Raw genomic sequence first — 21,806 nt, forward strand, 5'->3', positions numbered from 1 at the left:
AAGACCGAGCTCGCACAGGACATGTGGCTCCTCGACCTCGACAGCCAGGCCGCGAACAACACCCCCAACACCGTCCGTCCCACCGACCACGTCACCGAGACGCCCACCGTCACCGCCCACGACCAGAACCCGACGGTGACCATCGAGAACAAGCCGCTGCCGATCGATCCCGAGCTCTTGGAGCAGATCTATCGCAAGCGCGATGCGGCGCTCAAGGGCGAGATCGACGTCTCACCCATCAAGGTCAAGTCCGTCAAGGAGCTGCTCAAGGCGGCGGGCATCCCGAATCCGACCGATCACAACGTGGAGGTCTTCAAGAACGCCATCGCGAAGGGCGAGAGCCCCGACCAGGCCGTCGCCAAGGTCAAGAGCGATCCGTTGGTCTTCGACCTCAACGGCGACGGCGACACCAACGCCACGGTCGATCAGCACGGCATCGAGGTCGACGGCGCCACCTCAACCAAGTGGGCCGAGAAGGGCGACGGTGTGCTCGCCATGGGCAACAGCCCGATCGACACCGTCGACTCCAAGGGCGTCAAGCACAAGGACGCTTTCGAGACCCTCAAGGCCGAGGCCCAGTACGCCGGCATCGACACCAGCAAGGGCTACCTCGACGCCAGCGACATCAAGACCCTCGAAGCCAAGGGCATGACCATGATGGTTTCCAACGGCGACGGTTCCAACCAGATGGTCAAACCTTCCGATCTGGGGATCACCAAGATGCCCCTCGGCGGCAAGGCCGTCGACAAGACCGACACGGCGGGCAACAGCATCACCAGCGAGGCTTCCTTCGTCCGTAACGGTCAGGAGCAACTCGTCAACGACATGTGGTTCAACCAGATCTAGGCACGACGACAAGCACAAAGAGGGCGCACCGCCGTTGGCGGTGCGCCCTCTTCGTTGCAGGGCTAGCGGATTTCGCTAGGCGACCAGAAGCATTCGGGACACTGGATGTCCTTGAGCTTCAGGGTGAAGTCCTGCGACTGGTGCTGAAACTCATGGCCGCATGACCGGCACGTGAATGTTACGAGAAGCGCCTCGGCCATCGTTGTATTCTCCTTCGGATCTAGGCGGTGCGAGCAGGTGCCCGCCGTATTATACCCAGCCATCCAAGCCTCCAAGCCGAAACTCCGACAGATTGAGTTATTGACCTTAAAACGATTAATAGAATATAATTCAATAAACACTGTCAGGAGGTGCTTGCCATGTCGAACGCCATCCGCAAAGGCGAACAAGGGATTGCACTTCCTGCACGCCGCAAGGCGCCCGCTGCGGCGGCTGAAGGCCCCCAGGCACAACCCCCGCGCCTCGCCCGCGATCTCCTGCGGCTCAGCAGCCAGGCTTCTAGCCAGCCGCAGCATCGCTTCATCCAGGAGATGCACGCGGCGGCCCTGAAGATCGAGCGTCAAACCGGGTTGCCCGCCCCGGTGATCTTGGCGCAGGCCGCCCTCGAATCCAACTGGGGCCGCGCCGCCATCGGCAGGTACAACGTCTTCGGGATCAAGGGCGAGGGATCCAAGGGCAGCATCAAGGTCGCCACCCGGGAATACGTCAACGGCAAGGCCATCAGGACCTTCGCCGAGTTCGCCCACTTCGCGAGCTTCGAAGAGGCCTTCGCGGCGTACGCCAAGCTCATCCACAACGGCAAGCATCCTCGCGCCGTCGCCGCGAAATCCGACCCTCAGCGCTACGCAAAGGCCCTGCAAGGCACCTACGCCACCGATCCCGGCTACGGTCGCAAGCTCATCCAGATCATGCGCAGCCAGGGCCTGCTCTGAGGCCTTGGCCGATCATCCAAACTTAACCTCTTTCCCGCGAAGCTTAAGCTTCCCTTCAGAATCTTTGGGGCGGATCTTGGCGATGACATGAGTGCTAGTTAACAGTCCAATGACACGCAGCAGAGGCCAAGACTATGTCGTACACCATCCGCACCGGCGATAACCTCGATACCATTGCCAAGCGCTTCGGCACGACGGTCAAGGCGATCGCGCGCCTCAACGGCATCCGCGACCCCCACAAGATCCAGGCCGGCGACAGCCTGAAGCTGCCGGGCGATCAGATCGCCCTCTCGTCCGCCAAGGCCGAACGGCCCGCCGAAGGCCTTCGGGGCCATCGGGTGCATCAGCCGGCGCGCCCCGAGGGCCAGGGCGATCGCCTCCTGCTGAGCAACACCCGGCCCGCAGCCGCCGCCGCGAGCGTCGAGGAGACGCCCCAACCCTCCAACGAATTCTTGAAGGAAATGCTGCCGGCCGCGCTCAAGATCGAGGACCAGTACGGCATTCCCGCCGCGACCATCCTCGCCCAGGCCGCCCTCGAATCCAATTGGGGCCGCTCGGCCATCGGCAAGTACAACGTCTTCGGGATCAAGGGCGAAGGCTCGCTCGGTAGCGTCTCCGTCTCGACCAAGGAGCATGTCCGGGGACACTGGCGCCGGATGCGCGACGGCTTCGCCAAGTTCGGAAGCTTCGAAGAGGCCTTCAGGGCATACGCCAAGGTCATCCACAACGGCATGCACCCCCGCGCCGTCGCCGCGAAATCCGATCCCGTCGCCTTCGCGCGCGCCCTGCAGGGCAGCTACGCCACCGACCCCAAGTACGCAAGCAAGCTCATCAGCATCATGCGCAACCAGGACCTGATCTAGCGCGCCTCACAAAAATATCCTGCCACGATAGCCGCAGACGCTCAGGCCGCCCAAGGCGGCCTGAAGTCGTCACATGCCTGGTTTTGCTTGGTGCGCTTAGAGCGTATAGGGCTCCGTCAAGGCCGGCGTGGAGAAGACACGCCCCACCTGATCTTCTGAAAGCAGGCTCCGGGCCTTGACCACCGCCGGGATGGGCAGGCCCTTCGCGACCGCCTCCTTGACCACCTCGGCCGCCGCCGCATAGCCGATCACCGGGTTGAGGACCGTCGCCAGGCCCACCGACGTATCGGCGTAGGCCTTGCAGCGCGCCACGTCGGCCTCGATCCCCTCCACGCAGCGATCGGTGAAGACATCCACCGCGTTCGCCAGGATGCGCTCGGCCAAGAGCAAGTTGTAGGCGATGACGGGCATCATGACGTTCAGCTCGAGCTGGCCCGCCTGGGCTGCCGCCGCGACGGTGGCGTCGCACCCAATGACCTGGAAGCAGACCTGATTGAGCATCTCGGGAACCGAGGGGTTGATCTTGCCCGGCATGATCGAGGACCCCGGCTGCACCGAAGGCAGGACCAGCTCGTGCAGGCCGGTCCGGGGGCCCGAGCTCATCAGGCGCAGGTCGTTGGCGATGCGCCCCAGCTCGATGGCGAGGTTGCGCAGCGCTCCCGACAAGGCGGTGAAGACCGCCATGCTCTGCATGGCCTCGAAGTAGTCGTCGGTCGCGCGAAGGTCGTCGTGACCCGTCAGTTGGCGCAGCTCGCCGAGAATCTTCTGGCGGTACTCGCTCGGCGTGTTGAGGCCCGTCCCCACGGCGCTGCCCCCGATGCCGAGCACCTTGAGGTCCTCGGCCGCGGCCCAGAGGTTCTTTCGCGCGCGGGCCACGGCGCTCGCGTAGGCGTCGAACTCTTGCCCCAGCCGGATCGGGACCGCGTCCTGGAGGTGGGTGCGCCCCGCCTTGACGACCCGGTCGAACTGGACGGCCTTGCCGCACAGCACGCTCTGCAGCTCTTCGAGCGACGCGTCCAGCACCTCGGCAAGCTCCAGGGCCGCAAGGCGCATGGCCGTCGGGATCACGTCGTTGGTGGACTGCCCCTTGTTGACATGGTCGTTGGGGTGGATCGCGGCGTAAGAGCCGAGCTCCTCTCCCATCAAGAGGTTGGCGCGATTGGCGATCACCTCGTTCACGTTCATGTGGAGCGAGGTGCCTGCCCCCGCCTGGAAGGCATCCACCACGATCTGGTCGTCCCACTCGCCGTCGCGCACCTCTTGGGCGGCGCGGTCGATGGCGTCCGCCTTCTCGGGCGAGAGCATGCCAAGCGAGCCGAAGACGCGGGCCGCCGCCTGCTTGATGACGGCCAGCGCGTCGATCAGGGCCGGATCCGTGCGCAGGCCGCTGATCGGGTAGTTCTCGATCGCACGCTGGGTCTGAACGCCCCAATAGGCGTTCTTCGGCACGGCGATCGCCCCCAACGAGTCCCGCTCGATGCGGCTTTCCTGGGACATGGCCATGGCAGCACCCTCCGCTCGTCGTCCCCGTTCGCTCTCGCGCCGCAGTATAGCAACATGCGCGCCCACCGAGATGCGACAAGCGATGAAATCCGCTATCATGGGCAGAGGAAGTCGCTTTGCGATAACGCCCTGTCATCTTTGAGAAAGAGGCTCTCCATTGAACGAAACCCTGACCGCCAACCGTATCGAAGAACTGCTCGGCAAAGACGCCAAGAGCCTGCTTGAGCACAAGAGCACCCACATCCCCAAGGAGATGCTGCACCTGCCCGGCCCCGACTTCGTGGACCGGATCTTCATCCCCTCGGATCGTCCCCTGCCCGTGCTCAACAACCTGCAGCGCATCTTCAACACCGGGCGCCTCGGCGGGACCGGTTACGTCTCCATCCTGCCGGTTGACCAGGGCATCGAGCACAGCGCCGGCGCCTCGTTCGCGCCCAACCCCATCTACTTCGACCCCGAGAACATCGTGAAGCTCGCCGTCGAGGGCGGTTGCAACGCGGTCGCTTCGACCTACGGCGTGCTCGCCTCGGTCGCCCGCAAGTACGCCCACAAGATCCCGTTCGTGGTCAAGATCAACCACAACGAGTTCCTGAGCTACCCCAACACCTACGACCAGGTCATGTTCGGCACCATCCGTGACGCCTACGAGATGGGCGCTGCGGCCGTCGGCGCGACCATCTACTTCGGCTCGCCCGAGTCCCGCCGCCAGATCGTCGAGGTCGCCAAGGCCTTCGACATGGCCCACGAGCTCGGCATGGCCACGATCCTCTGGTGCTACACCCGCAGCTCCGGCTTCAAGAAGGACGGCACCGACTTCCACACGGCCATGGACCTCACGGCGCAGGCCAACCACCTGGGCGTCACCATCAAGGCCGACATCATCAAGCAGAAGCTCCCCGAGGTCTTCGAGTCGGGCTTCCAGGCGCTCAACTTCGGCAAGATCGACAAGCGCGTCTTCTCGGACCTCAGCACCGCGAACCCGATCGACATGACCCGCTACCAGGTGGCCAACTGCTACATGGGCCGCGCGGGCCTCATCAACTCGGGCGGCGCCTCGTCGGGTGAGAGCGACCTGGCCGAGGCCGTCCGCACCGCCGTCATCAACAAGCGCGCCGGCGGCATGGGCCTCATCTCGGGCCGCAAGGCCTTCCAGCGCCCCATGATCGAGGGCGTCCAGATCCTCAACGCCATCCAGGACGTCTACCTCAGCAAGGACGTCACGATCGCCTAAAACCGATCGCACGAAGGGCCGCCCCTCGGGGCGGCCCTTTTCGCTGCGGTGGAGCAAACTCGAATTTTTACCTAATACTAAATTCAAGATAAGAAGATCTCCCTAGCGGCTGGCGATAACTCTCTAACGCATCGATGCAGAGGGGTTGCCATGCTCGAAAACTTGCTTTCCGGCGTCCAAGCCAATACCACCTCGCACGTCTTCCGCCCTGCGGTGATGCAGCCAGCGGTGGTGCCCCCCGCCAGCCTGCCGAGCGCCCCTGTCGGCCTGGGACAGGACGTCTACATCGGTGGCACGCCTCCTGCTTTGCCGAGCGCTCCGTTGAGCAAGCAGCAGTACGAGCAGCTCGTCGACAACATGCAGGATCTTCTCGGCCGCCTGCGCGCCTTCCGGCCCTCTGCCCCCCAGCAGCCTGCCGCACCGGCAAAGCCCCCTGAAGCTGCCAAGCCGAATCCGGCTCCGGCCAAGCCTCAGGAGCCGCCCAAAGCCGAAAGCCCCAAAAAGCCCGCCGCCCCTGCGCCGGCCAAGCCTCCTGCTCCTGCGCCCAGCGCGGGCCCGACCTTCACCGTGGGCGATGGCGACACCATGTGGGGCATCGCCCAGAAGCACCTCGGCGACGGTGCTCGGTGGCCCGAGCTCTACGCCCTCAACAAGGACGTCATCGGGCCAAACCCCAACGTCATTCACGCCGGTCAGGTCCTCAAGCTGCCCGGTGGCGCCGCCAAGCCCGCCGAGCCGACGCCAGCCCCCAAGCCTGCGGCCCCGCCCGCGCCGAAGCCCGCGACCGGCGGCACCCACACCGTCTCGGGCAGCGACTCGCTCTGGAGCATCGCCCAGCGCTACCTCGGCGACGGCAACCGCTGGGGCGAGATCTACCAGCTCAACAAGGACGTGATCGGCCCCAACCCCAACGTCATCCAGGGCGGCATGACCCTCAAGCTGCCTTCGGGCGCTGCCGCGAAGCCGGCCCCGGCCGCGGTCGCCCCTTCGAGCGGCCGCAACACGAACCGAGGCGCCATCTACATCCAGCAGCCCAACGGCTGGAGCTGCGCGCCGACCAGCCTCACCATGGCCATGGCCGCGTTCGGCGTGCGCCCTGCGAACCAGAACACCGTCCAGGAGGCGATCCGCCTGACGGGCGCCAACGCCAATGTCGGCCTTCCCGGCAATGCCTCGCTCGTCGCGAGCGCAGCGCGCAAGGTCGGCCTTCAGGCCCAGTTCGTCGGGGACTCCTCGGCCGGCAGCGTGCGTGCCGCTCTCAACCGCGGCCACGGTGTGGTCCTCAACGGGTCGATCTCGGGCCAGGGCGGTCACTTCGTCTACATCGCCGGCATCCAGAACGACGGTCGGTTCATCGTCTGCGATCCTTGGCGGCCCAACATCACCAGCTGGAGCGACGCCGAGCTCAATCACTTCGCCACCGGCTACTCGGTCAACCCGCGCGGCTTCGCCGAGATCTGGAAGTAAATCCCCCCTCGACGTCCGACGCCCCGACCTCTCGGTCGGGGCGTCGGAGCGTTATTAGTAGCGCTGGCTCGAAAGTCTCAGGTGAAGACCGGGGTTCTTTTTGAGGAAGTCGGCAAGCTCCCGGCGCCCGAGACGGTACACTACCCCCGGCGTGCGCAGGCGATAGGAATAGGTCTGCTTGCCCGAGCCGTAGAGCAGGGGGATCTCGCCCAGGAAGGCGCCCCGGCCGACGGTCGCCTGCAAGCGGCCTTCGCTCAGCACCTCCACCTCGCCTTCGCCCACCAGGAAGCAATCCCGCTGCGGCTCGCCTTCGTGCGAGAGGAAGCTGCCCGCAGGCGGAGCTTCGTTGCGCATGAAGGTCTGGAGCTGGGTAATCTGAGTGGCGGTGAGGCTGCCGAAGGCCTTGCTGCCATCCAGGAGTTCCCAGGAGTCGAGCTTGCGCATCTGGGCCAGGTGGCGCAGGGCGTTGGCGATCGCCGACCCGCGCAAGAAGTACAGGAAGTCGTGCCGCTCCAGGGCGAGCGCCTTCAGGTCGCTAGCAGCGTCCACGTCGGCGGTGCGCGGCGCATCGAGGATGATCGCCGTCTCGCCGAAGTAGTCGTAGGGCCCGTAGACCTTGGGCTCCTTGCGGCCATCCCGGACCACGGCCTGGCCCGACTGGATCATGTAGAAGCGATCGCCTGGTGTCCCCTTGGTGATGATGCGCTCGCCGGCCTTGAACTCCAGGGTCTTGACCATGCCAAGAAACTCGCCGGCCTTCTCGATGCAGAAGCCCTTGAAGAGGTCCACCCGCGCGAGCACGTCCAACTGGCGGATGGCCTCGGTGGTGCGCGGCGGCTCGGCTTCTAGGGTCACGGTCTCGGAGAGGCCCGTCGGGGCCACCTGGAGCATGGAGCCTGCGGGCAGGTCCTTCTTCTGGGTGTGGACCAGGAGCATGCGGCGCTTGACGTCCTCGGGCAAGGTTTCGAGGTAGCTCGCCTGGGTGTGGATGGGGGGAATCCCCGCCTCGTGGATGACCAGGTCGTGGTGCCACGGGAAGTTGAGCAGCTCGTCGCGCCGGGCATCGCTGAGGCGGCCTTCGGCGTGCATGCGGGTGATGGTCACGGGGTCGTGAAGGGTGTCCGAGGTGTAGACGAGGCTCTTGCCGCCGCAGTAGAGCTCGAAGCCCACGGCCGGGACCGAATGCAGGGTGTAATGGAACCAAAACTCGCCGGCGCCGATGCGGATCGGCTCACCCACTGTCAGGGGCACGAAGTCGAACAGGTCCTCGAAACGCCGCTTGTCCAGGCCGATGAGGGCCCGATACTTGCGCGCGAACGAGCCCATAATGGTGCGGGTGGTGTAGACCGTGACCCGGCCCTCGGCCAGGATTTTCTGGAGGGTGCCGCTGTCGTGATCCGCATGGCAATGGGTGAGGATGAGGCTGTCGATCAGCTTGGGGTTGACCCCGCGCTCCTTGAGCCACTCGGTCGAGTCCACCGGCGGATCCACCAGGATGCCGCGGCCATTGAGCCAGAGGATGCAGCCCGAGGTCTTGGTGGTGGGGTCGAAGCCGTGCCCCGTCCCGATGAAGGTGATCCCGAAGTGGGGTGGGGTGAAGGGGGCTGGCTCGTCCGTCAACTCGCTTGCTGCCGGCGGCACGTCCAGCTCGGCGCCGATGGTCGCCACGCAGGCCCCGTGGTCATCCACCTCGAAGGTTCCACACGGCTTGCGCCGCACCGTCACCCCCTCGACCCGGGCCTCGCCCGCCGCATCGAAGGTCACGAACGAGACCATGTCGTCGAGGGCCATCTCGGTCCCGGGGCGGTACGGGTGCTGGCGGAAGAAGGCGAGCTCGGCCGCGAGATCGGGCACGGAGACCGCTGGGCGGGTCGCGGGCAGATCGGGTGCCAGGTCGATCTTGGAGGGGCCGAAGATGGCCTCCTTGAGGATGCCTGCGAGGAGGCGGCGCTGGGCGGCGTCGCAGACGACGACGATCTTGCGGCGCTTGGCGAAGAAGTTGAAGTAGATGGGGAACTCGAGGTCGGCGAAGCTGATGCCGCGCTCGATGGAGAACATGCGGGTGGGAATGACGAAGATCCGCGGCACCCCGCCCTCGTGGCGCATGGTGTCCTTGATGGTCTCAGGCACCGCGCCGAACTGGATCCCGCCTGCCGACGTCTCGACGAGCGCGCCGCCTCGCGGCAGCAGTTCCAAACGGTTTGCGGTCCCCATCCAGGCGGCTCCTTTTACCCGTGCGCGTCGAAACAGTGGCTTCTGATCACTACAATACCCGGATTGAAAGCGGGCTAGTTGGAAAAAAAACCGGGCCCCCAAAGGAGGCCCGGCGCCAGTGGCGTCTGAGTTAGATCTGGACGGTCTGGCGAGCCTTGGCGATCGCCTCACCGCTCACGAGGCGGGACTCGACCTTGGCCCAGTTGATGTTCTGGAAGACGGCATCCAGGTACTTGGCACGCTCGGTCGGCTTGTAGTCGACGGTGAAGGCGTGCTCCCAGATGTCGATGACGAGGATGGGGTTGAAGCCGGCGAAGTTGCCGTCCTCGTGCAGGGTGACCCAGTTGTCGGCGAGCTTGCCGGTGTGGGGATCCTGGCAGAGGATGGCCCAGCCCACACCGCGCATCTTGCAGACGGCCATGAAGTCCTTCTTCCAGTTCTCGACGGAACCGAAGCTAGCCTCGATGGCCTTGGCAAGGGCGGAGCCGGCGGGCAGCTCACCACCGTTCGGCTTCAGGTTGCTGAAGTAGAACTCGTGGAGGCGCATGCCGTTGTACTCGAAGCCGAGACGGCGCTTGAGCTCGGCGAAGTGGGGGTCCATCCCATCAGCCTTGCCTTCGGCGACCATCTTGGAGAGCTCGTCGTTCAACTTGTTGGTGTTGTTGACGTAGCCGGCGTAGAGGGTCTTGTGCTGGGCGATCTGCTCGTCCGAGAGGCCGACCAGACCGGTCAGGTCGTAGTTGATAACTTCGTATTTAGTGGCGGTGGCGGTCGTCATGGATGACGTCTCCTTACTAGGTAAAAAGTACGGATAGAAATCATTATCAACCCCTGCTCGGGGGGCGTCAAGCAAGCGTTCCGATTGCCCGCAAAGCAGGCGTTTGCTAGCATGGCAGGCATGTCGCTGCAAACTCCTTCGCTCGAAGCTTGGTTCAACCGATACGAGGCCGGTGCCGCCCACTCTCTGGGCAGCACCATGGTCCAGACCTGGAAGGGCGCGGATCTCGCCCCGTACTTCCCCGAGGGCTGGGGCCCCGGGGCCTTCGAGTACGGCTACGTGCCGACGCCCGGCTCCTACTCCCTGCGCGCCCTCATCGCCGCCGAGCTGGGCCTTGAAGCCGAGCAGATTTTCCTCACCGCCGGTGCGACCGAGGCCAACCACACGGTGCTGCGCGGCATGATCCGCCCGGGCGACAGCGTGGTGCTGCAGGACCCGCTCTACTACCAGTTCGCGGACCTCGCCGCCGAGCTGGGCGCCGAGGTGCGGCGCTGGACCCTGAGCCCCGATCCCTACGAGCCGGTCGATATCGCGGCGCTCGAAGCCCTCATCGACGACTCCACCCGCCTGGTAGTGCTCAACACCCCCCACAACCCCACCGGCCGCTGCCTGGACGAGAAGTCCCTGCGGGAGATCGCGCGCCTCGTCGAGGCTCGCCCTCGGACGCATCTCCTGGTCGATGAGATCTACCGGGGCGTGGGGGTGGATCTCGCCCCGAGTGCCGTCGCGCTCAGCGATCGCGCCATCGTGACCAACGCCGTCTCCAAGCGCTGGTGCCTGCCGGGCCTGCGGCTCGGCTGGGTTGCCACCCGCTCCCAGGCGCTACAGGCCTGCCTGCCCTATCACGAGTACGCCACCTGCTGCGTCAGCCGCCTCAGCGAACAGGTCATCGAGGCCCTGTGGCCCCGACGCGAGGAGCTGTTCGAAGCAAACCAGGCGATCGCCGAGCGCAACCGCCGCCGCTTCGGCGCGTGGCTGGAACAGATGAAAGGCTTGCTCGAAGGCGTCGTGCCGCCGGTGGGTGTCGTCACCCTGATCTGGCCCCAGGCGTCGAACGATCGGCAACTCGCCGCTCAGCTGCGCGAGGAGTTCGACCTGTTCTGCCTACCGGGCAGCACCCTGGGCTATCCGGGCGCCCTGCGGGTCGGCTTCGGACATCGGGACCCGGCCACCCTCGACGCCGCGCTCACTCGGCTGGAGGAAGGCCTCCGACAGTTGGCGCCAGCTCCCTCACCCATGGCGGGCGCGCGGCCATGAGCATCCTCGGAATTGGGATCGATCTGGTAGACATCGAGCGCGTGCGCGGCGTGGTGGAACGCCGGGGCGCGCCCTTCCTCGCGCGGGTCTTCACCCCTGACGAGATCGCCTACTGCGAACGTCACAAGGATCCCGCCCCTTCGCTCTCGGCCCGCTTCGGCGCCAAGGAAGCGCTCATCAAGGCGCTAGGGGTCGGCTGGAAACCCGGCATGAAATGGACCGACATCGAGGTCCAGCGCGAGAAGGGGGGGCGCCCCGTGCTCGTCCTGCACGGCAGCACAGGGGCGATCGCCGCCGAACGCGGCGTGCGCACCGCGCACCTGAGCCTCACGCACGGCGAGCGCGAGGCCGTTGCCTACGTCATCCTGGAAGACTAAGGGAGCGTCGCGCTGCCACGCTCGACCGCATCGGCGAGCGGCATGCTCTGGTACAGCTCGCGCTGCAGATTCTCGTCCTCGGGGTGTCCCCCGTCGCGCAGGGTCTGCTTCATGTACTCGGTGAAGGCGTCCACCTGCAACTCGCACCCGAAGGCCCGGGCCATGGGCAGGCCCCGCTCCTGGAGCATGACGGGGGTGCTCTCGCTCTCGTAGAGGATGGTGCCGTGCACCGTCACATGGGTGTCGGTCGCCGTGACCAGGCGCGCGAACTCGGCCTGCTGGGTCATGCGCTTGGCGTGATCCGTTTCGGCCAAGCTGTTGGCGAGGTGGTAGATCAGCTTGGAATGCCACTCCCGCTTGGAGAGGAGCTGCTCCCAGATGGCGCGGGGATAGCGAGCGAAGTTGATGGGGAACTTCTGGCGGTCCAGCTGAACGCAGTCGATGTCGCAGTAGGGCAACACTTCGCGCATCGCCATCAGGGTGAGCTCGATGGCCTCAGGGCCTGTCAGGGTGCGCTGGGAAAGCCGGAAGGTGGTCTTCGTGATCGCCATGTGCATCGTCCTCGTTGCCTTCACCGGCTTTGCAGCCAGTGACCAGGAACCCCTTTGTTCCTTAGCAACCTTATACCCAAGCGAGCGCTGTTGCTCTACTTCAGGCATTTCGGACGCGAAAAAAGGGGCAGGCCTCGCGGCCTGCCCGAAACGATGATGAAGACTAGTCTGCGCGGAATGCCTGCCAGAGCATCAAGCCCACCAGGCCGAGCGACAGGACGGGGCTCACGAAGGCCGCCGCCACGGTGGCCGCGCCGAGGCCCGCGATCGCGAGCTTGTTGGGACGGGCGAGCTGACGCGTCGCGGCGATCGCCACGGGCTGGCGGAAACGGTTCGAACGAATGGTACGACGCGCCATGAGAGCCCTCCCTTCCAATACGACAGATACTTTGTACCCGGGCGGTTGCGAAATTGTGACAAACGCCCATCAAAGACTTGTTAAATTTGGATTAGGAGCCCCAGCAAAACCTGATCGCTACTCGACCTTGGCCGAATAGACCGTATTCACCTCGCTGCTGCCGTTCGCCGATCCGCCTACCACGAACAAGCGATCACCCGCAAGCACGCTCGACGCCCACATCCGCGGCGCGGGCAGGGCCAAGGCCTGCAGCGAGAAAGCGCCAAGCGAGCCGTCCGAGGCGATCGGCGCGCGCTCGATGCTGGACACGCTCGCCTCGCTGCTGGTTCCGTTCTTGCCGCCCAGCACGTAGAGGTACTGACCGATCACCCGGCTCGTATGGTAACTGCGGGGCAACGTCAACGCGGCCTGGCCGACGTAGTCGAAGGCGCCGATCGTCCCATCCGCAGCGATCGCCGCGCGCTCGTACCGGGCGTTCCCGCCACCGAGGACGTACAGGTAGTTCCCGATCGCGTGGGCCGTGTGGAAGAGGCGCGCCTCCTTCAAGGTGACGCCCGGAACGTAAGAGAACGTCCCCAGATTCCCCGAGGAGATGAGGGAGCGTTCGACGCTCTGAGGCGCCGACGAGACGTTCCCCTCACCGCCGAATACGTACAGGTAATCCTTGACCACGGCGACCGTGTGCGCCCGTCGCGAGGCCTTCATCTTGAGGGCGAGCTGCGTGAAAGGCCCCAGCGTACCGTCAGCCTTGATCTCGGCGCGTTCGATCGTATCGAGGATCCCGACGCCATTTCGGCCGCCGAACAGGTAGAGATAGTTGCCGATGACGGCCGAGGCGGCGTTTCGCCTGGAACTCGCCAGCTTCTGGGCGTTGAGCGATTCGAAGGAGCCAAGCGTCCCATCTGGCTTGATGGCTGCCCGCTCGATGGTATCTCGGACCACGTTGCTCGAAACGCCCCCGAGGACGTAAAGGTACTTATCGGTCGCAAACGTGACGTGCCCATGCCGTCCGGTCGAAGCCAGCGCGACCGGCAGCGTCGAGAAGGCGGAAAGGTTGGAGGGCGGTGGCGTGGGCGACGCCGTGGGCGACGCCGTGGGCGACGCCGTTGGCTCCACCGTCGGCTCTGCGCTCGGCGACTCTCCGGGGCTCGGATCCGTGCTCGGCGTCGGCTCCGCGGTGGGATCCGCACTCGGCGTGGCACTGGGGGTAGGGGTCGGCGTGGGTTCAGGCTGCTGGAGCAGGTCTTCGATCTTCTTCTCCAGCTCGCTCAGCTTGGTCTCGGCCCCGGCCATGCGCTCTGCGAGCAATTCGACCCGCTGGGAGATCGACTCGGGCTTGGTCAGGTCGGGCGTATCGTTCGTGTCCAGGCGTGCGATGATCTCGGAGCGGACCTGCTCCACCTCCGCCTGGCCGAAAGCCTCGAGGAGGCTGGGGCGCTCGGCAATGCGATCGAGCAGCATGTGGGCCGCGAGCGTGCTCGGCACGTCCAGCTTCAGGCTCGAGATCCCGCCCTCCCCCACCTTCACGAAGGCCAAGAGAGAGATCTGCTGCGCCTCGCCGAACTCCAGGCGCAGGATGAAGGAGCGCCCCTCGGGCAGCTTCAGGGCGAACTGGCCCTGGGCGTCGGTTCGGGTTCCCTCGATCCCAGTGACCGGCTGCAAGGCTCCGTCGAGCACGGTGATCCGGGCGTTCGGGACCAGCCCCTGCTGTCCCAGCGCCTCGTACCCCGCCACCCGGTAAGGCGCCACCGTGGTCAGGGGCGCGACCGTCGTGAGCGGGGCGACCGTCGTCAGCTGAGCGTAAGGCGCCACCGCGACCCCTTTGACGTTCATAAGGGCTTGGACAGGCGCCTTGGTCGGCAACAAATCGCCCGGCTGACCTGTGGTCGGCCGGGGCGAGACGGGGGCGGGACACGCCGCGAGCGCCAAGGGGGAAAGGCACAGCATGGTCATGATGAGCGATCGCATGCCGTTGCTACGCTTCATAGGGTCCCCCTTGGGTTGAGTGCTGACGAGACTAGGGCGAAACGGGCTGAACGGGGCGGATGAGGTCGAAGGTATCCCCGGTCCGCACCCAGGCGGCTCCTGCCATGCGGCCTACCGCCTGGAGCTTTTCCGGGTCGATGCGTCCCTGCTGGTAGAGCGAATCCCAGATGTGGAAGCGAACCACCTCGCTGATGACCAACGTCGCAGAGCCCGGGCGATCGCCGAGGTCCACCAGCTGGAGGACCTTGCACTCCATGTTGATCGGCGACTCCGCCACTCGCGGCGCTGCGACGATCTCGCTCGGGACGGGCGTGAAACCCGCCTCCACGAACTCATCCACCCCGCGCGCGAAGAAATCGGCCGACGTCTGGTTCGTCTGCTCCGCGATGGCCTGGGTCACCACGTTGACGACGAACTCGCCCGTCTCCTCAATGTTGAGGATCGTATCCTTCTTATTCCCAGTTGTGCCCCGACGCATTACCGAGAAGCTGATCGCCATGGGATCCGAGGCGACCACGTTGAAGAAGCTGAAGGGCGCCACGTTGCGCTCGCCATTGGCCGAGACGGTCGAGACCAGGGCGATGGGGCGCGGCACGACCGAGCCGTTCAGAAGCTTGTAGGCCTCCTGGTGGTTGAGGGTCGAAGGGTCGATGATCATCGGGTAGCCGCCTCCGGGGTGACGCGCCAGCTGAGGTGGTACTCGGCCCACTCGGTCGCAAGCGCCGAGTCCGTCAGCTTGAGCGGGTTCTTGGTATCGACCATGACGGCGATCTCGTCGGTGGCTTCCTTGCCCGCGGCCTTCTGGGCGGCCTTGGGGTGGGGCCCGTGGTGGATGCCCGCCGGGTGGAAGGTCACCATCGCCGGCCCGATGTTCTGGCGGCTGAAGAAGTCACCGTCGTGGTAGAAGATGACCTCATCGTAGTCGATGTTGCGGTGGTAGAAGGGCACCCGCATGGCCTCGGGATCACTCTCGAAGGGCCGGGGCACGAAGGTGCAGATGACGAAGTTGCCGCCGAGGAAGGTCGTGTGCACGCTCGGGGGCAGGTGGTAGCGGTGGCTCATGACCGGACGGATGTCCCGGACGTTGAGCTTCCAGACCGACAGATCACCCTTCCAGCCCACCACGTCCATCGGGTGGTAGGGATAGAAGACCGAGGTGAAGACGCCTTCGCGCTTGATGCGCACCTCGTACTCGCCCGCGGGCGCATCCAGCACCGGAGCGGGCTCAGGGCTCTTGAGGACGCTCCAGTCGAAGACGGCGTTGGGCCCCAGAGGACCACGATCGGGCAGGGTGATCTCGCCCTTCGACTCGATGAAGAGGAAGAAGTTGTCCGTGGTGCGAGGCAAGAGGCGATAGGTGGTGCCCTTGGGGATCACCAGGTAATCACCGCGCTCGAAGTCGAGCACGCCGAAGTCGCACTCCAGCGTCCCTTCGCCGCGGTGCACGAAAATCACGTCGTCCCCGTCCGCGTTGCGGAGCCAGTAGGGCATCGGCTCGTTCAGGCGCGAGATCTTGAGGGCCACGTCGTCGTTGTACATGAAGGTCTCGGGCAGGCCGCGCAGCGCGTCGGTCGCATCCGAGGGCGTGAGCTTGGCCGTGTCGAGGGCGCGGGGCTTGAGGGGCCCTTCGATGCGGATCCAGTCGGTGGGCTGGTGGGTGTGGTACAGGTGCGACACCCGGCCGAAGAAGCCCTTGCGGCCGTGCTCGTCCTCGTAGGTGCCTTCGGGCAGCCCTACGTGGGCCTGGGTGGTCGCCTTCCCCTTTGACTGCGGATACACGGTCTTCCTCCCTTACGATTGACGGACGACGCGGTTGCGGAGCGTGCCGAGCTTCTCGATTTCAAGCTCGATCACGTCGCCGGGCTGCACCCAGCGATCCAGCTCGTAGCCGCAGCCGCCGCCGACGGTGCCCGAGCCGAAGATGTCGCCGGGGTAGATCGTCTCCTCGCGGGAGACGTGGGCAATCATCTGCTCGAAAGTCCAGTGCGAGGTGCCGGAGTTGCCGTCCGACCAGGTCTCGCCGTTGATGCGCGCGGTCATGCGCAGGTTGCGCGGATCGCCCACCTCGTCGGGAGTGACGAGGTACGGCCCGATGCCAGTGGCGAAGTCCTTGCCCTTGGCGGGCCCGAGGCGCAATTGCACCTCCTGCATCTGGGCGTCGCGCGCGCTGAAGTCGTTGAGGATGCAGTAGCCTGCGATGTACTCGTGCGCCTTCTCGACCGGGATGTTGCGGCCCTCCTTGCCGATGACGCAGGCGATCTCGAGCTCGTAGTCGAACTTCTCGGTGTAGGAGGGCCACTGGATGTCCACGTCGGGGCCCACCAGCGAGCGATTGTTGCCCTTGTAGTAGACGGGCAGCTCGTACCAGAGCTGGGGCATCTCCTGGCCGCGCCGCTCGTAGCCGCGCTTGGTGTGGGCCTCGAAGGCCAAAAAGTCGCGCAGCATGTTCGCCCGGGTCAAGGGGCTCAAGAGCCGCACCTCGTCCACCGAGTAGAACAGGGCGCCGGCATCCGCGCGCGGCGCGAGCGTGCCCGCCACGAAGCGCGAGAGCAGGGCCCGGGCAGCCTCCATCCCGAGGGCGCCGCTCTCGAGGAAGCGAAGCATGTCGGACGGGAAGTAGACGTCGGCAAAGCGGCCGGCGGCCTCGCGCGAGAGCTCGGGCAGGGCGGCGATGTAGGCGGCGTTGAGATCGAGGATGCGATCGCCGACCACCGCTCCGAGCCGATTGATCAGGCCGAGGGGGGTGGCGACCTCAAAAGTGACGAGCTTCAAACAGGACCTCCGGTGAGGGGAAACGCGCCTGACACCGAGGCCTGGCGCCCATTTCCATGCTACCACGCTGGTTTCCCACTCCGCCAGTCAACATAACCCCCGAACATAAAGTGTGCAAGGAACACGGAAACGCCCTCCCACGGGCTGTTACGATACCCTCACGACTTTCACGAGAGGTGAATCCATGCGCCATCGACCGAATGCGGCCATCCTGGGTGGCCTCGTCCTCGCCGCCGCCCTGACCCTCGCCCTTCCCGCCCGCGCCGAAGCGCCGCAAGAAGCCGTCCTGGTGGGCGGAAAGAGCGTCTTCTCGCTCGGCGACGGCAACGGCCTCTCGGGCAGAGAGCGCGCCATGCGCGTCACCGAAAAGCTCAACCAGTGGCTCGCCGACCCCACCGCCATCACCGCGCTGCGCGTCGAGCGCCTGCGCCGGGGCCCCGCCGTCATGCTCGGCGACGAAGCCCTCTTGACCGTGACCGAGTCGGACGCCGTGAGCGCCGGCACCAGCCGCGAGGAGCTGGCCCAGACCTGGGAAGAGCGCCTCGAAGCGGCGGCCTCCGAGGCCCGCGCGGCCAAGGAGGGCAATCCCTTCGGCTCGGGGCTCGCCATCGCCAAGAACCTGCTGGCGGCGCTGGGGGTGCTCTTGGGCGGCACGATCGCCGCCTGGCTCATCACCTGGGGCGCTTCGCGCTTCGCCGAGCTGCTCGGGCAACAGAACTCGCGTCTCAACCCCAATCTGATCGCTGTGGCGGGCGGCGTCGCCTCGGTGGCGGTCGCCATCGGCTCGGTCGCCAGCGCCCTCTCGTACCTGCCGGGAGCCTATTCGCTGCCCGTCACCATCACCTTGGTCGCCCTCGGGGCCATGGCCCTCATCGCCTCGGCCGAGTCCCTCGGCAACGTCGCGGGCGGCCTCGTGGTCAAGTGGAACGCGCTCTACACGGTGGGCGACCACGTGCGGGTCGGCGGCTTCGCCGGGCGGGTCAAGGCCGTCGGCCACCTCTTCACCCGGCTCGAGACCGAACACCACGGCGAGCGCCTGATCCCCAACAGCAGCATCCTGCGCCGCGGCGCGGCCCTGCTTGCCGCCCCCAGCCTCGCCGAGCTCAAGGTGAGCATCCGCCTCGCCTACACCGTCTCGCGCGACCTGGCCCAGGCCATCGTCGTCGAGGCCGCCCTGCGCACCCAGGGCCTGAGCGACGAGCCCATGCCCGAATGCCTCGTCTCGGAGCTCGAGGACGAAGTCATCCGCTACGAGTTGCACGGCCGGGTCCTCAAAGGCCAGACCCCCGAGGTGGTCGCCTCGCGCTTCCACGTCAACCTCCTGGACGTGCTGGGCGAGAACGCCCTCGCGCCTGGCGGCCAGCCCATGCCCCGCCCCAAGACCCGGCTCGGCGTGACCACCCTCGAGCAAACCCGCCACCACAGCGCCTGAGCAGCCGCCCCGCAGCGGAGCTAGCCCCTGATGCACGAAGGCCCTCGCGGATCTTCGTGCGATCGGCGTGCTCCTTGAAAGGAGCCGGGGCGTCAGCATGGGGTGCGCGCATCTGGTGAGCGAGGGGAGGTCCCCATGTTCGACGAGAGCTACCCCACCTCCACACCGGTCCTCGCCGTGCGGGACATGGTCGTCTTCCCCGGGGTGGTCGTGCCCATCACCGTCGGGCGCGAGATGTCGTTGCGCCTGATCCAGGACGCGGTCGAGAGCGGCGAGGCCATCACCATCGCCACCCAGCGCGACATGGAGCGCGAAGAGGTCACCCCGGCCGACCTGTACGAGATCGGGACCCTCTGCAAAATCCACCACATGCTCCAGTTGCCGAGCAACACCCTCAAAGTCATGGTCCAGGGCCTGGAGCGGGTGAAGATCGGTCCCTACACCCAAGAAGAACCCTACTTCGTCGCCGACGTCACCCCCATGCCCGATGTCGAAGCGCGCGATCGGGTGGTCGAGGCCATGATGCACAACGCCACCCAGCTCTTGCAGCGCTACGGCGAGAACCTCCAGGGCTTCCCCGAGGAGCTCGTCACCATCGCCCTCAACATCGAGGACCCCAACAAGCTCACCTACCTCCTGGCCTTCAACCTCCACTTCAAGCTCGCCGAGCGCCAGGCGCTCCTCGAGGCCGAGGGCCCCAAGGCCAAGCTCGACAAGCTCTGCGAGATCCTCACGGCCGAGGTCGAGCTGCACCAGCTGGGCGCCTCCATCCAGAACCAGGTCCAGAGCACCCTCGGCAAGACCCAGAAGGAGTACTTCCTGCGCGAGCAGCTGCGCGCCATCCAGAAGGAGCTGGGCGAGTCGGACGAGCGCATCGCCGAGGTCAGCGAGCTGCGCGAGAAGATCGACCAGGCAGGGCTTCCCCCCGAGGTCCTCAAGGAGGCCGAACGCGAGCTGGGCCGCCTCGAGAAGCTGCCGCCGGGGGCCGCCGAGCACACGGTGATCCGCACCTACCTGGACTGGATCGTCGCCCTGCCCTGGAACCAGGCCACCCCGGACCAGCTGGACATCCAGCGCGCCCGCGAGATCCTCGATGCGGACCACTACGACCTGGACCTCATCAAGAAGCGGATCCTCGAATACCTGGCGGTCTACAAGCTCAAGCACGACCGCCTGGGCGAGACCAGCCTGCGCGGCCCCATCCTTTGCCTGGTGGGCCCGCCCGGGGTGGGCAAGACCTCGCTCGGGCAATCCATCGCCCGCTCTCTGGGCCGCAAGTTCGTGCGCATGAGCCTGGGGGGGATGCGGGACGAGGCCGAGATCCGCGGCCACCGCCGCACCTACATCGGGGCGATGCCCGGACGGCTCATCCAGGCCATCTCTCGCTGCGGGTCCAACAACCCGGTCTTCATGCTCGACGAGATCGACAAGCTCGGGGCGGACTTCCGCGGGGACCCGGCCTCGGCCCTGCTGGAGGTGCTCGACCCCGAGCAGAACCGCGACTTTCGCGACCACTACCTGGACGTGCCCTTCGACCTGTCGCGGGTGCTGTTCATCGCCACCGCCAACCTCCTCGACCCGGTGCCGCCGGCACTGCGCGACCGGATGGAGGTCCTGCAGCTCTCGGGCTACACCGCCGAGGAGAAGGTCGCGATCGCCGAGCAGTACCTGGTCCCCAAGCAGCTCAAGGAGCACGCGCTGAGCCCCCGAGAGCTGAAGTTCACCCCCGAGGGGATCCGCACCCTCATCGGCGAGTACACCCGCGAAGCGGGCGTGCGCAGCCTGGAGCGCGAGATCGCCTCGATCTGCCGGAAGGTGACCGTCGAGCTGACGACGGGCACCTTGCCCAAGCGCGGGATCGTCATCACCCCGGCCAAGGCCCGGCAGTACCTGGGCAAGCGCCGCTTCTTCCCCGAAGAGGCCGAGCGGCCCGACCTGCCCGGCATCGCCACGGGGCTCGCCTGGACCGAGGCGGGGGGCGACATCCTCTTCATCGAGGCGACCGCCAACCCCGGCACCGGCCAGCTCCGGCTGACGGGCAAGCTCGGCGACGTCATGAAGGAATCGGCCCAGGCCGCGCTCTCCTACGTCTGGAGCAAGGTCGGCGCCCTCGGGATCCCCGGGGACTACTTCCGCACCAACGACGTGCACCTGCACGTGCCCGCGGGCGCCATCCCCAAGGACGGCCCCAGCGCGGGCATCGCCATCGCCACCGCCATCGCGAGCCTCGCCACCGGCCGCCTGGTCCTGCCCGAGGTCGCCATGACCGGCGAGATCACCCTGCGCGGCCGGGTGCTGCCGGTGGGCGGCATCAAGGAGAAGGTGCTCGCCGCCCGCCGCGCCGGGATCCGGACCGTCATCCTGCCGCGTCACAACGAGTCGGACCTCGCGGACATCCCAGCCGAGTTGCTGCGCGAGATGAAGCTCGTTTTGGTCGAGACGGTGGACGAGGTGCTCGCAAGCGCCCTGTGCCCGGCGCCGCGCAAGGTCGAGAAGCCCGCGGGCGTGCCCCCTCGCTCAAGTCAGCGCCTTGGCGCCTCAAAAACGCCCGCATCTTGAACGGCTTTGAACAAAGCAACCCCTCTTTCTTCTCGGGGTAGACTCCAGGAGCACAGCGGCCCACGGCACAGGCCTGGGCCTTGCATGCTTAGGAGGATGTCGGTGGTGAAACATTCGAATCGTGCGCTCGTCCTCGGGGCCATGAGCCTGCTACTGGCGGCCTGCGGCACGGGCATCCAAGAGCCGGTCTCGCGCGCTCAGCTCGGCGTCCTCGAGGCGCGCACCGAAGCCATGGACGCGATGTTCGCGAACAAGGTCGCCGTGGTCAACATGGCGGAGGTCGCTCTGGGCAAGCTCGCGCAGGCGAACGGCGGCTCCCAGGCCGTCAAGGACTATGGCCGCAAGATGGAGCAGGACCACTCCATGGCCAACGAGAAGCTCACGGCGATCGCCACGAAGAAAGGGATGACGCTGCCCAAGGACCTCGACGCCGAGCACAAGGCCCTCTACGAGCGCCTGTCCAAACTCACGGGCAAAGCCTTCGACACCGCCTATCGGGAAGCGATGGTGAAGGGGCACGAAAAGGCCATCAAGCTCTTCGAGGAAGAAATCGCCAAGGGCCAGGATGCCGACCTCAAGGACTTTGCCACCAAGACGCTGCCAACGCTCAAGGAGCACCTCAAGCTCGCCGAGCAGCTCCCCGGCTAGATGCCCGCCCCCGCCTCGAACGAGGCGGGGGC

19 protein-coding genes are annotated in these 21,806 nt (G+C 66.2%); 10 read left to right on the forward strand and 9 right to left on the reverse strand.

Annotated elements, in window-relative coordinates:
- From J7643_11015 to J7643_11025, 3 genes are all read left to right on the forward strand, one after another.
- A partial coding sequence (locus tag J7643_11015) for a hypothetical protein (protein MBO9541108.1) occupies positions 1 to 846 on the forward strand: 846 nt, incomplete at its 5' end.
- 359 nt (positions 847 to 1,205) lie between these two features.
- A complete protein-coding gene (locus J7643_11020; protein MBO9541109.1) occupies positions 1,206 to 1,778 on the forward strand; it encodes a glucosaminidase domain-containing protein in 573 nt (190 codons plus the stop codon).
- 134 nt (positions 1,779 to 1,912) lie between these two features.
- Positions 1,913 to 2,641 (forward strand): glucosaminidase domain-containing protein, encoded by a 729-nt coding sequence (locus tag J7643_11025; GenBank protein MBO9541110.1) that lies wholly within the window; start codon positions 1,913 to 1,915, stop codon positions 2,639 to 2,641.
- Positions 2,642 to 2,737: 96 nt separating this feature from the next.
- Here J7643_11025 and J7643_11030 read toward each other — a convergent pair whose 3' ends face one another.
- The gene (locus J7643_11030; protein ID MBO9541111.1) at positions 2,738 to 4,138 is read right to left on the reverse strand and encodes an aspartate ammonia-lyase; all 1,401 of its coding nucleotides are present in this window, start codon (positions 4,136 to 4,138) and stop codon (positions 2,738 to 2,740) included.
- A 175-nt stretch (positions 4,139 to 4,313) separates the two neighbouring features.
- Between J7643_11030 and J7643_11035 the strand changes: the two genes are divergently transcribed.
- Complete coding sequence (locus tag J7643_11035; protein ID MBO9541112.1) at positions 4,314 to 5,375, forward strand: class I fructose-bisphosphate aldolase; 1,062 nt, start codon at positions 4,314 to 4,316, stop codon at positions 5,373 to 5,375.
- Between the two features lie 150 nt (positions 5,376 to 5,525).
- Positions 5,526 to 6,842 (forward strand): LysM peptidoglycan-binding domain-containing protein, encoded by a 1,317-nt coding sequence (locus J7643_11040; GenBank protein MBO9541113.1) that lies wholly within the window; start codon positions 5,526 to 5,528, stop codon positions 6,840 to 6,842.
- 54 nt (positions 6,843 to 6,896) lie between these two features.
- Here J7643_11040 and J7643_11045 read toward each other — a convergent pair whose 3' ends face one another.
- Positions 6,897 to 9,056, reverse strand: a complete 2,160-nt coding sequence (locus J7643_11045; GenBank protein ID MBO9541114.1) for a cAMP/cGMP-dependent 3',5'-cyclic-AMP/GMP phosphodiesterase — start codon at positions 9,054 to 9,056, stop codon at positions 6,897 to 6,899.
- A gap of 130 nt (positions 9,057 to 9,186) precedes the next feature.
- Positions 9,187 to 9,834, reverse strand: coding sequence for a superoxide dismutase (locus J7643_11050; GenBank protein MBO9541115.1), 648 nt, complete (start codon positions 9,832 to 9,834; stop codon positions 9,187 to 9,189).
- 120 nt (positions 9,835 to 9,954) lie between these two features.
- Between J7643_11050 and J7643_11055 the strand changes: the two genes are divergently transcribed.
- Positions 9,955 to 11,091 (forward strand): pyridoxal phosphate-dependent aminotransferase, encoded by a 1,137-nt coding sequence (locus J7643_11055; protein MBO9541116.1) that lies wholly within the window; start codon positions 9,955 to 9,957, stop codon positions 11,089 to 11,091.
- Positions 11,088 to 11,468: a holo-ACP synthase gene (locus tag J7643_11060; protein ID MBO9541117.1), complete on the forward strand. Its 381-nt coding sequence runs from the start codon at positions 11,088 to 11,090 to the stop codon at positions 11,466 to 11,468. Before J7643_11055 ends, J7643_11060 begins: the two co-directional genes overlap by 4 nt.
- Here J7643_11060 and J7643_11065 read toward each other — a convergent pair.
- From J7643_11065 to J7643_11090, 6 genes are all read right to left on the reverse strand, one after another.
- Complete coding sequence (locus J7643_11065) at positions 11,465 to 12,019, reverse strand: hypothetical protein (protein MBO9541118.1); 555 nt, start codon at positions 12,017 to 12,019, stop codon at positions 11,465 to 11,467. The genes J7643_11060 and J7643_11065 overlap by 4 nt on opposite strands.
- Before the next feature lie 163 nt (positions 12,020 to 12,182).
- Positions 12,183 to 12,377: a hypothetical protein gene (locus J7643_11070; GenBank protein ID MBO9541119.1), complete on the reverse strand. Its 195-nt coding sequence runs from the start codon at positions 12,375 to 12,377 to the stop codon at positions 12,183 to 12,185.
- A gap of 117 nt (positions 12,378 to 12,494) precedes the next feature.
- On the reverse strand, positions 12,495 to 14,363 hold the full coding sequence (locus J7643_11075; protein MBO9541120.1) for a hypothetical protein: 1,869 nt from the start codon (positions 14,361 to 14,363) through the stop codon (positions 12,495 to 12,497).
- 31 nt (positions 14,364 to 14,394) lie between these two features.
- The gene (locus J7643_11080; protein ID MBO9541121.1) at positions 14,395 to 15,021 is read right to left on the reverse strand and encodes a flavin reductase family protein; all 627 of its coding nucleotides are present in this window, start codon (positions 15,019 to 15,021) and stop codon (positions 14,395 to 14,397) included.
- On the reverse strand, positions 15,018 to 16,142 hold the full coding sequence (locus tag J7643_11085) for a homogentisate 1,2-dioxygenase (GenBank protein ID MBO9541122.1): 1,125 nt from the start codon (positions 16,140 to 16,142) through the stop codon (positions 15,018 to 15,020). Before J7643_11085 ends, J7643_11080 begins: the two co-directional genes overlap by 4 nt.
- Before the next feature lie 12 nt (positions 16,143 to 16,154).
- Positions 16,155 to 17,135 (reverse strand): fumarylacetoacetate hydrolase family protein, encoded by a 981-nt coding sequence (locus J7643_11090; GenBank protein ID MBO9541123.1) that lies wholly within the window; start codon positions 17,133 to 17,135, stop codon positions 16,155 to 16,157.
- A gap of 184 nt (positions 17,136 to 17,319) precedes the next feature.
- On the opposite strand from J7643_11090, the gene J7643_11095 reads away from it, so the two are divergent.
- The 3 genes from J7643_11095 to J7643_11105 all read left to right on the forward strand — a co-directional run bounded on the left by J7643_11095 (position 17,320) and on the right by J7643_11105 (position 21,774).
- Positions 17,320 to 18,567: a mechanosensitive ion channel gene (locus tag J7643_11095; GenBank protein MBO9541124.1), complete on the forward strand. Its 1,248-nt coding sequence runs from the start codon at positions 17,320 to 17,322 to the stop codon at positions 18,565 to 18,567.
- A gap of 135 nt (positions 18,568 to 18,702) precedes the next feature.
- A complete protein-coding gene (gene lon, locus J7643_11100) occupies positions 18,703 to 21,126 on the forward strand; it encodes an endopeptidase La (protein ID MBO9541125.1) in 2,424 nt (807 codons plus the stop codon).
- Between the two features lie 105 nt (positions 21,127 to 21,231).
- Positions 21,232 to 21,774 carry a DUF4142 domain-containing protein gene (locus tag J7643_11105; GenBank protein ID MBO9541126.1) on the forward strand — a complete coding sequence of 181 codons (543 nt, stop codon included), beginning with the start codon at positions 21,232 to 21,234 and terminating at the stop codon, positions 21,772 to 21,774.
- Positions 21,775 to 21,806: the final 32 nt, after the last annotated feature.

The sequence above is a fragment of the bacterium genome, from assembly GCA_017744355.1.
In the GTDB taxonomy this organism is placed as follows: Bacteria; Cyanobacteriota; Sericytochromatia; order S15B-MN24; family UBA4093; genus JAGIBK01.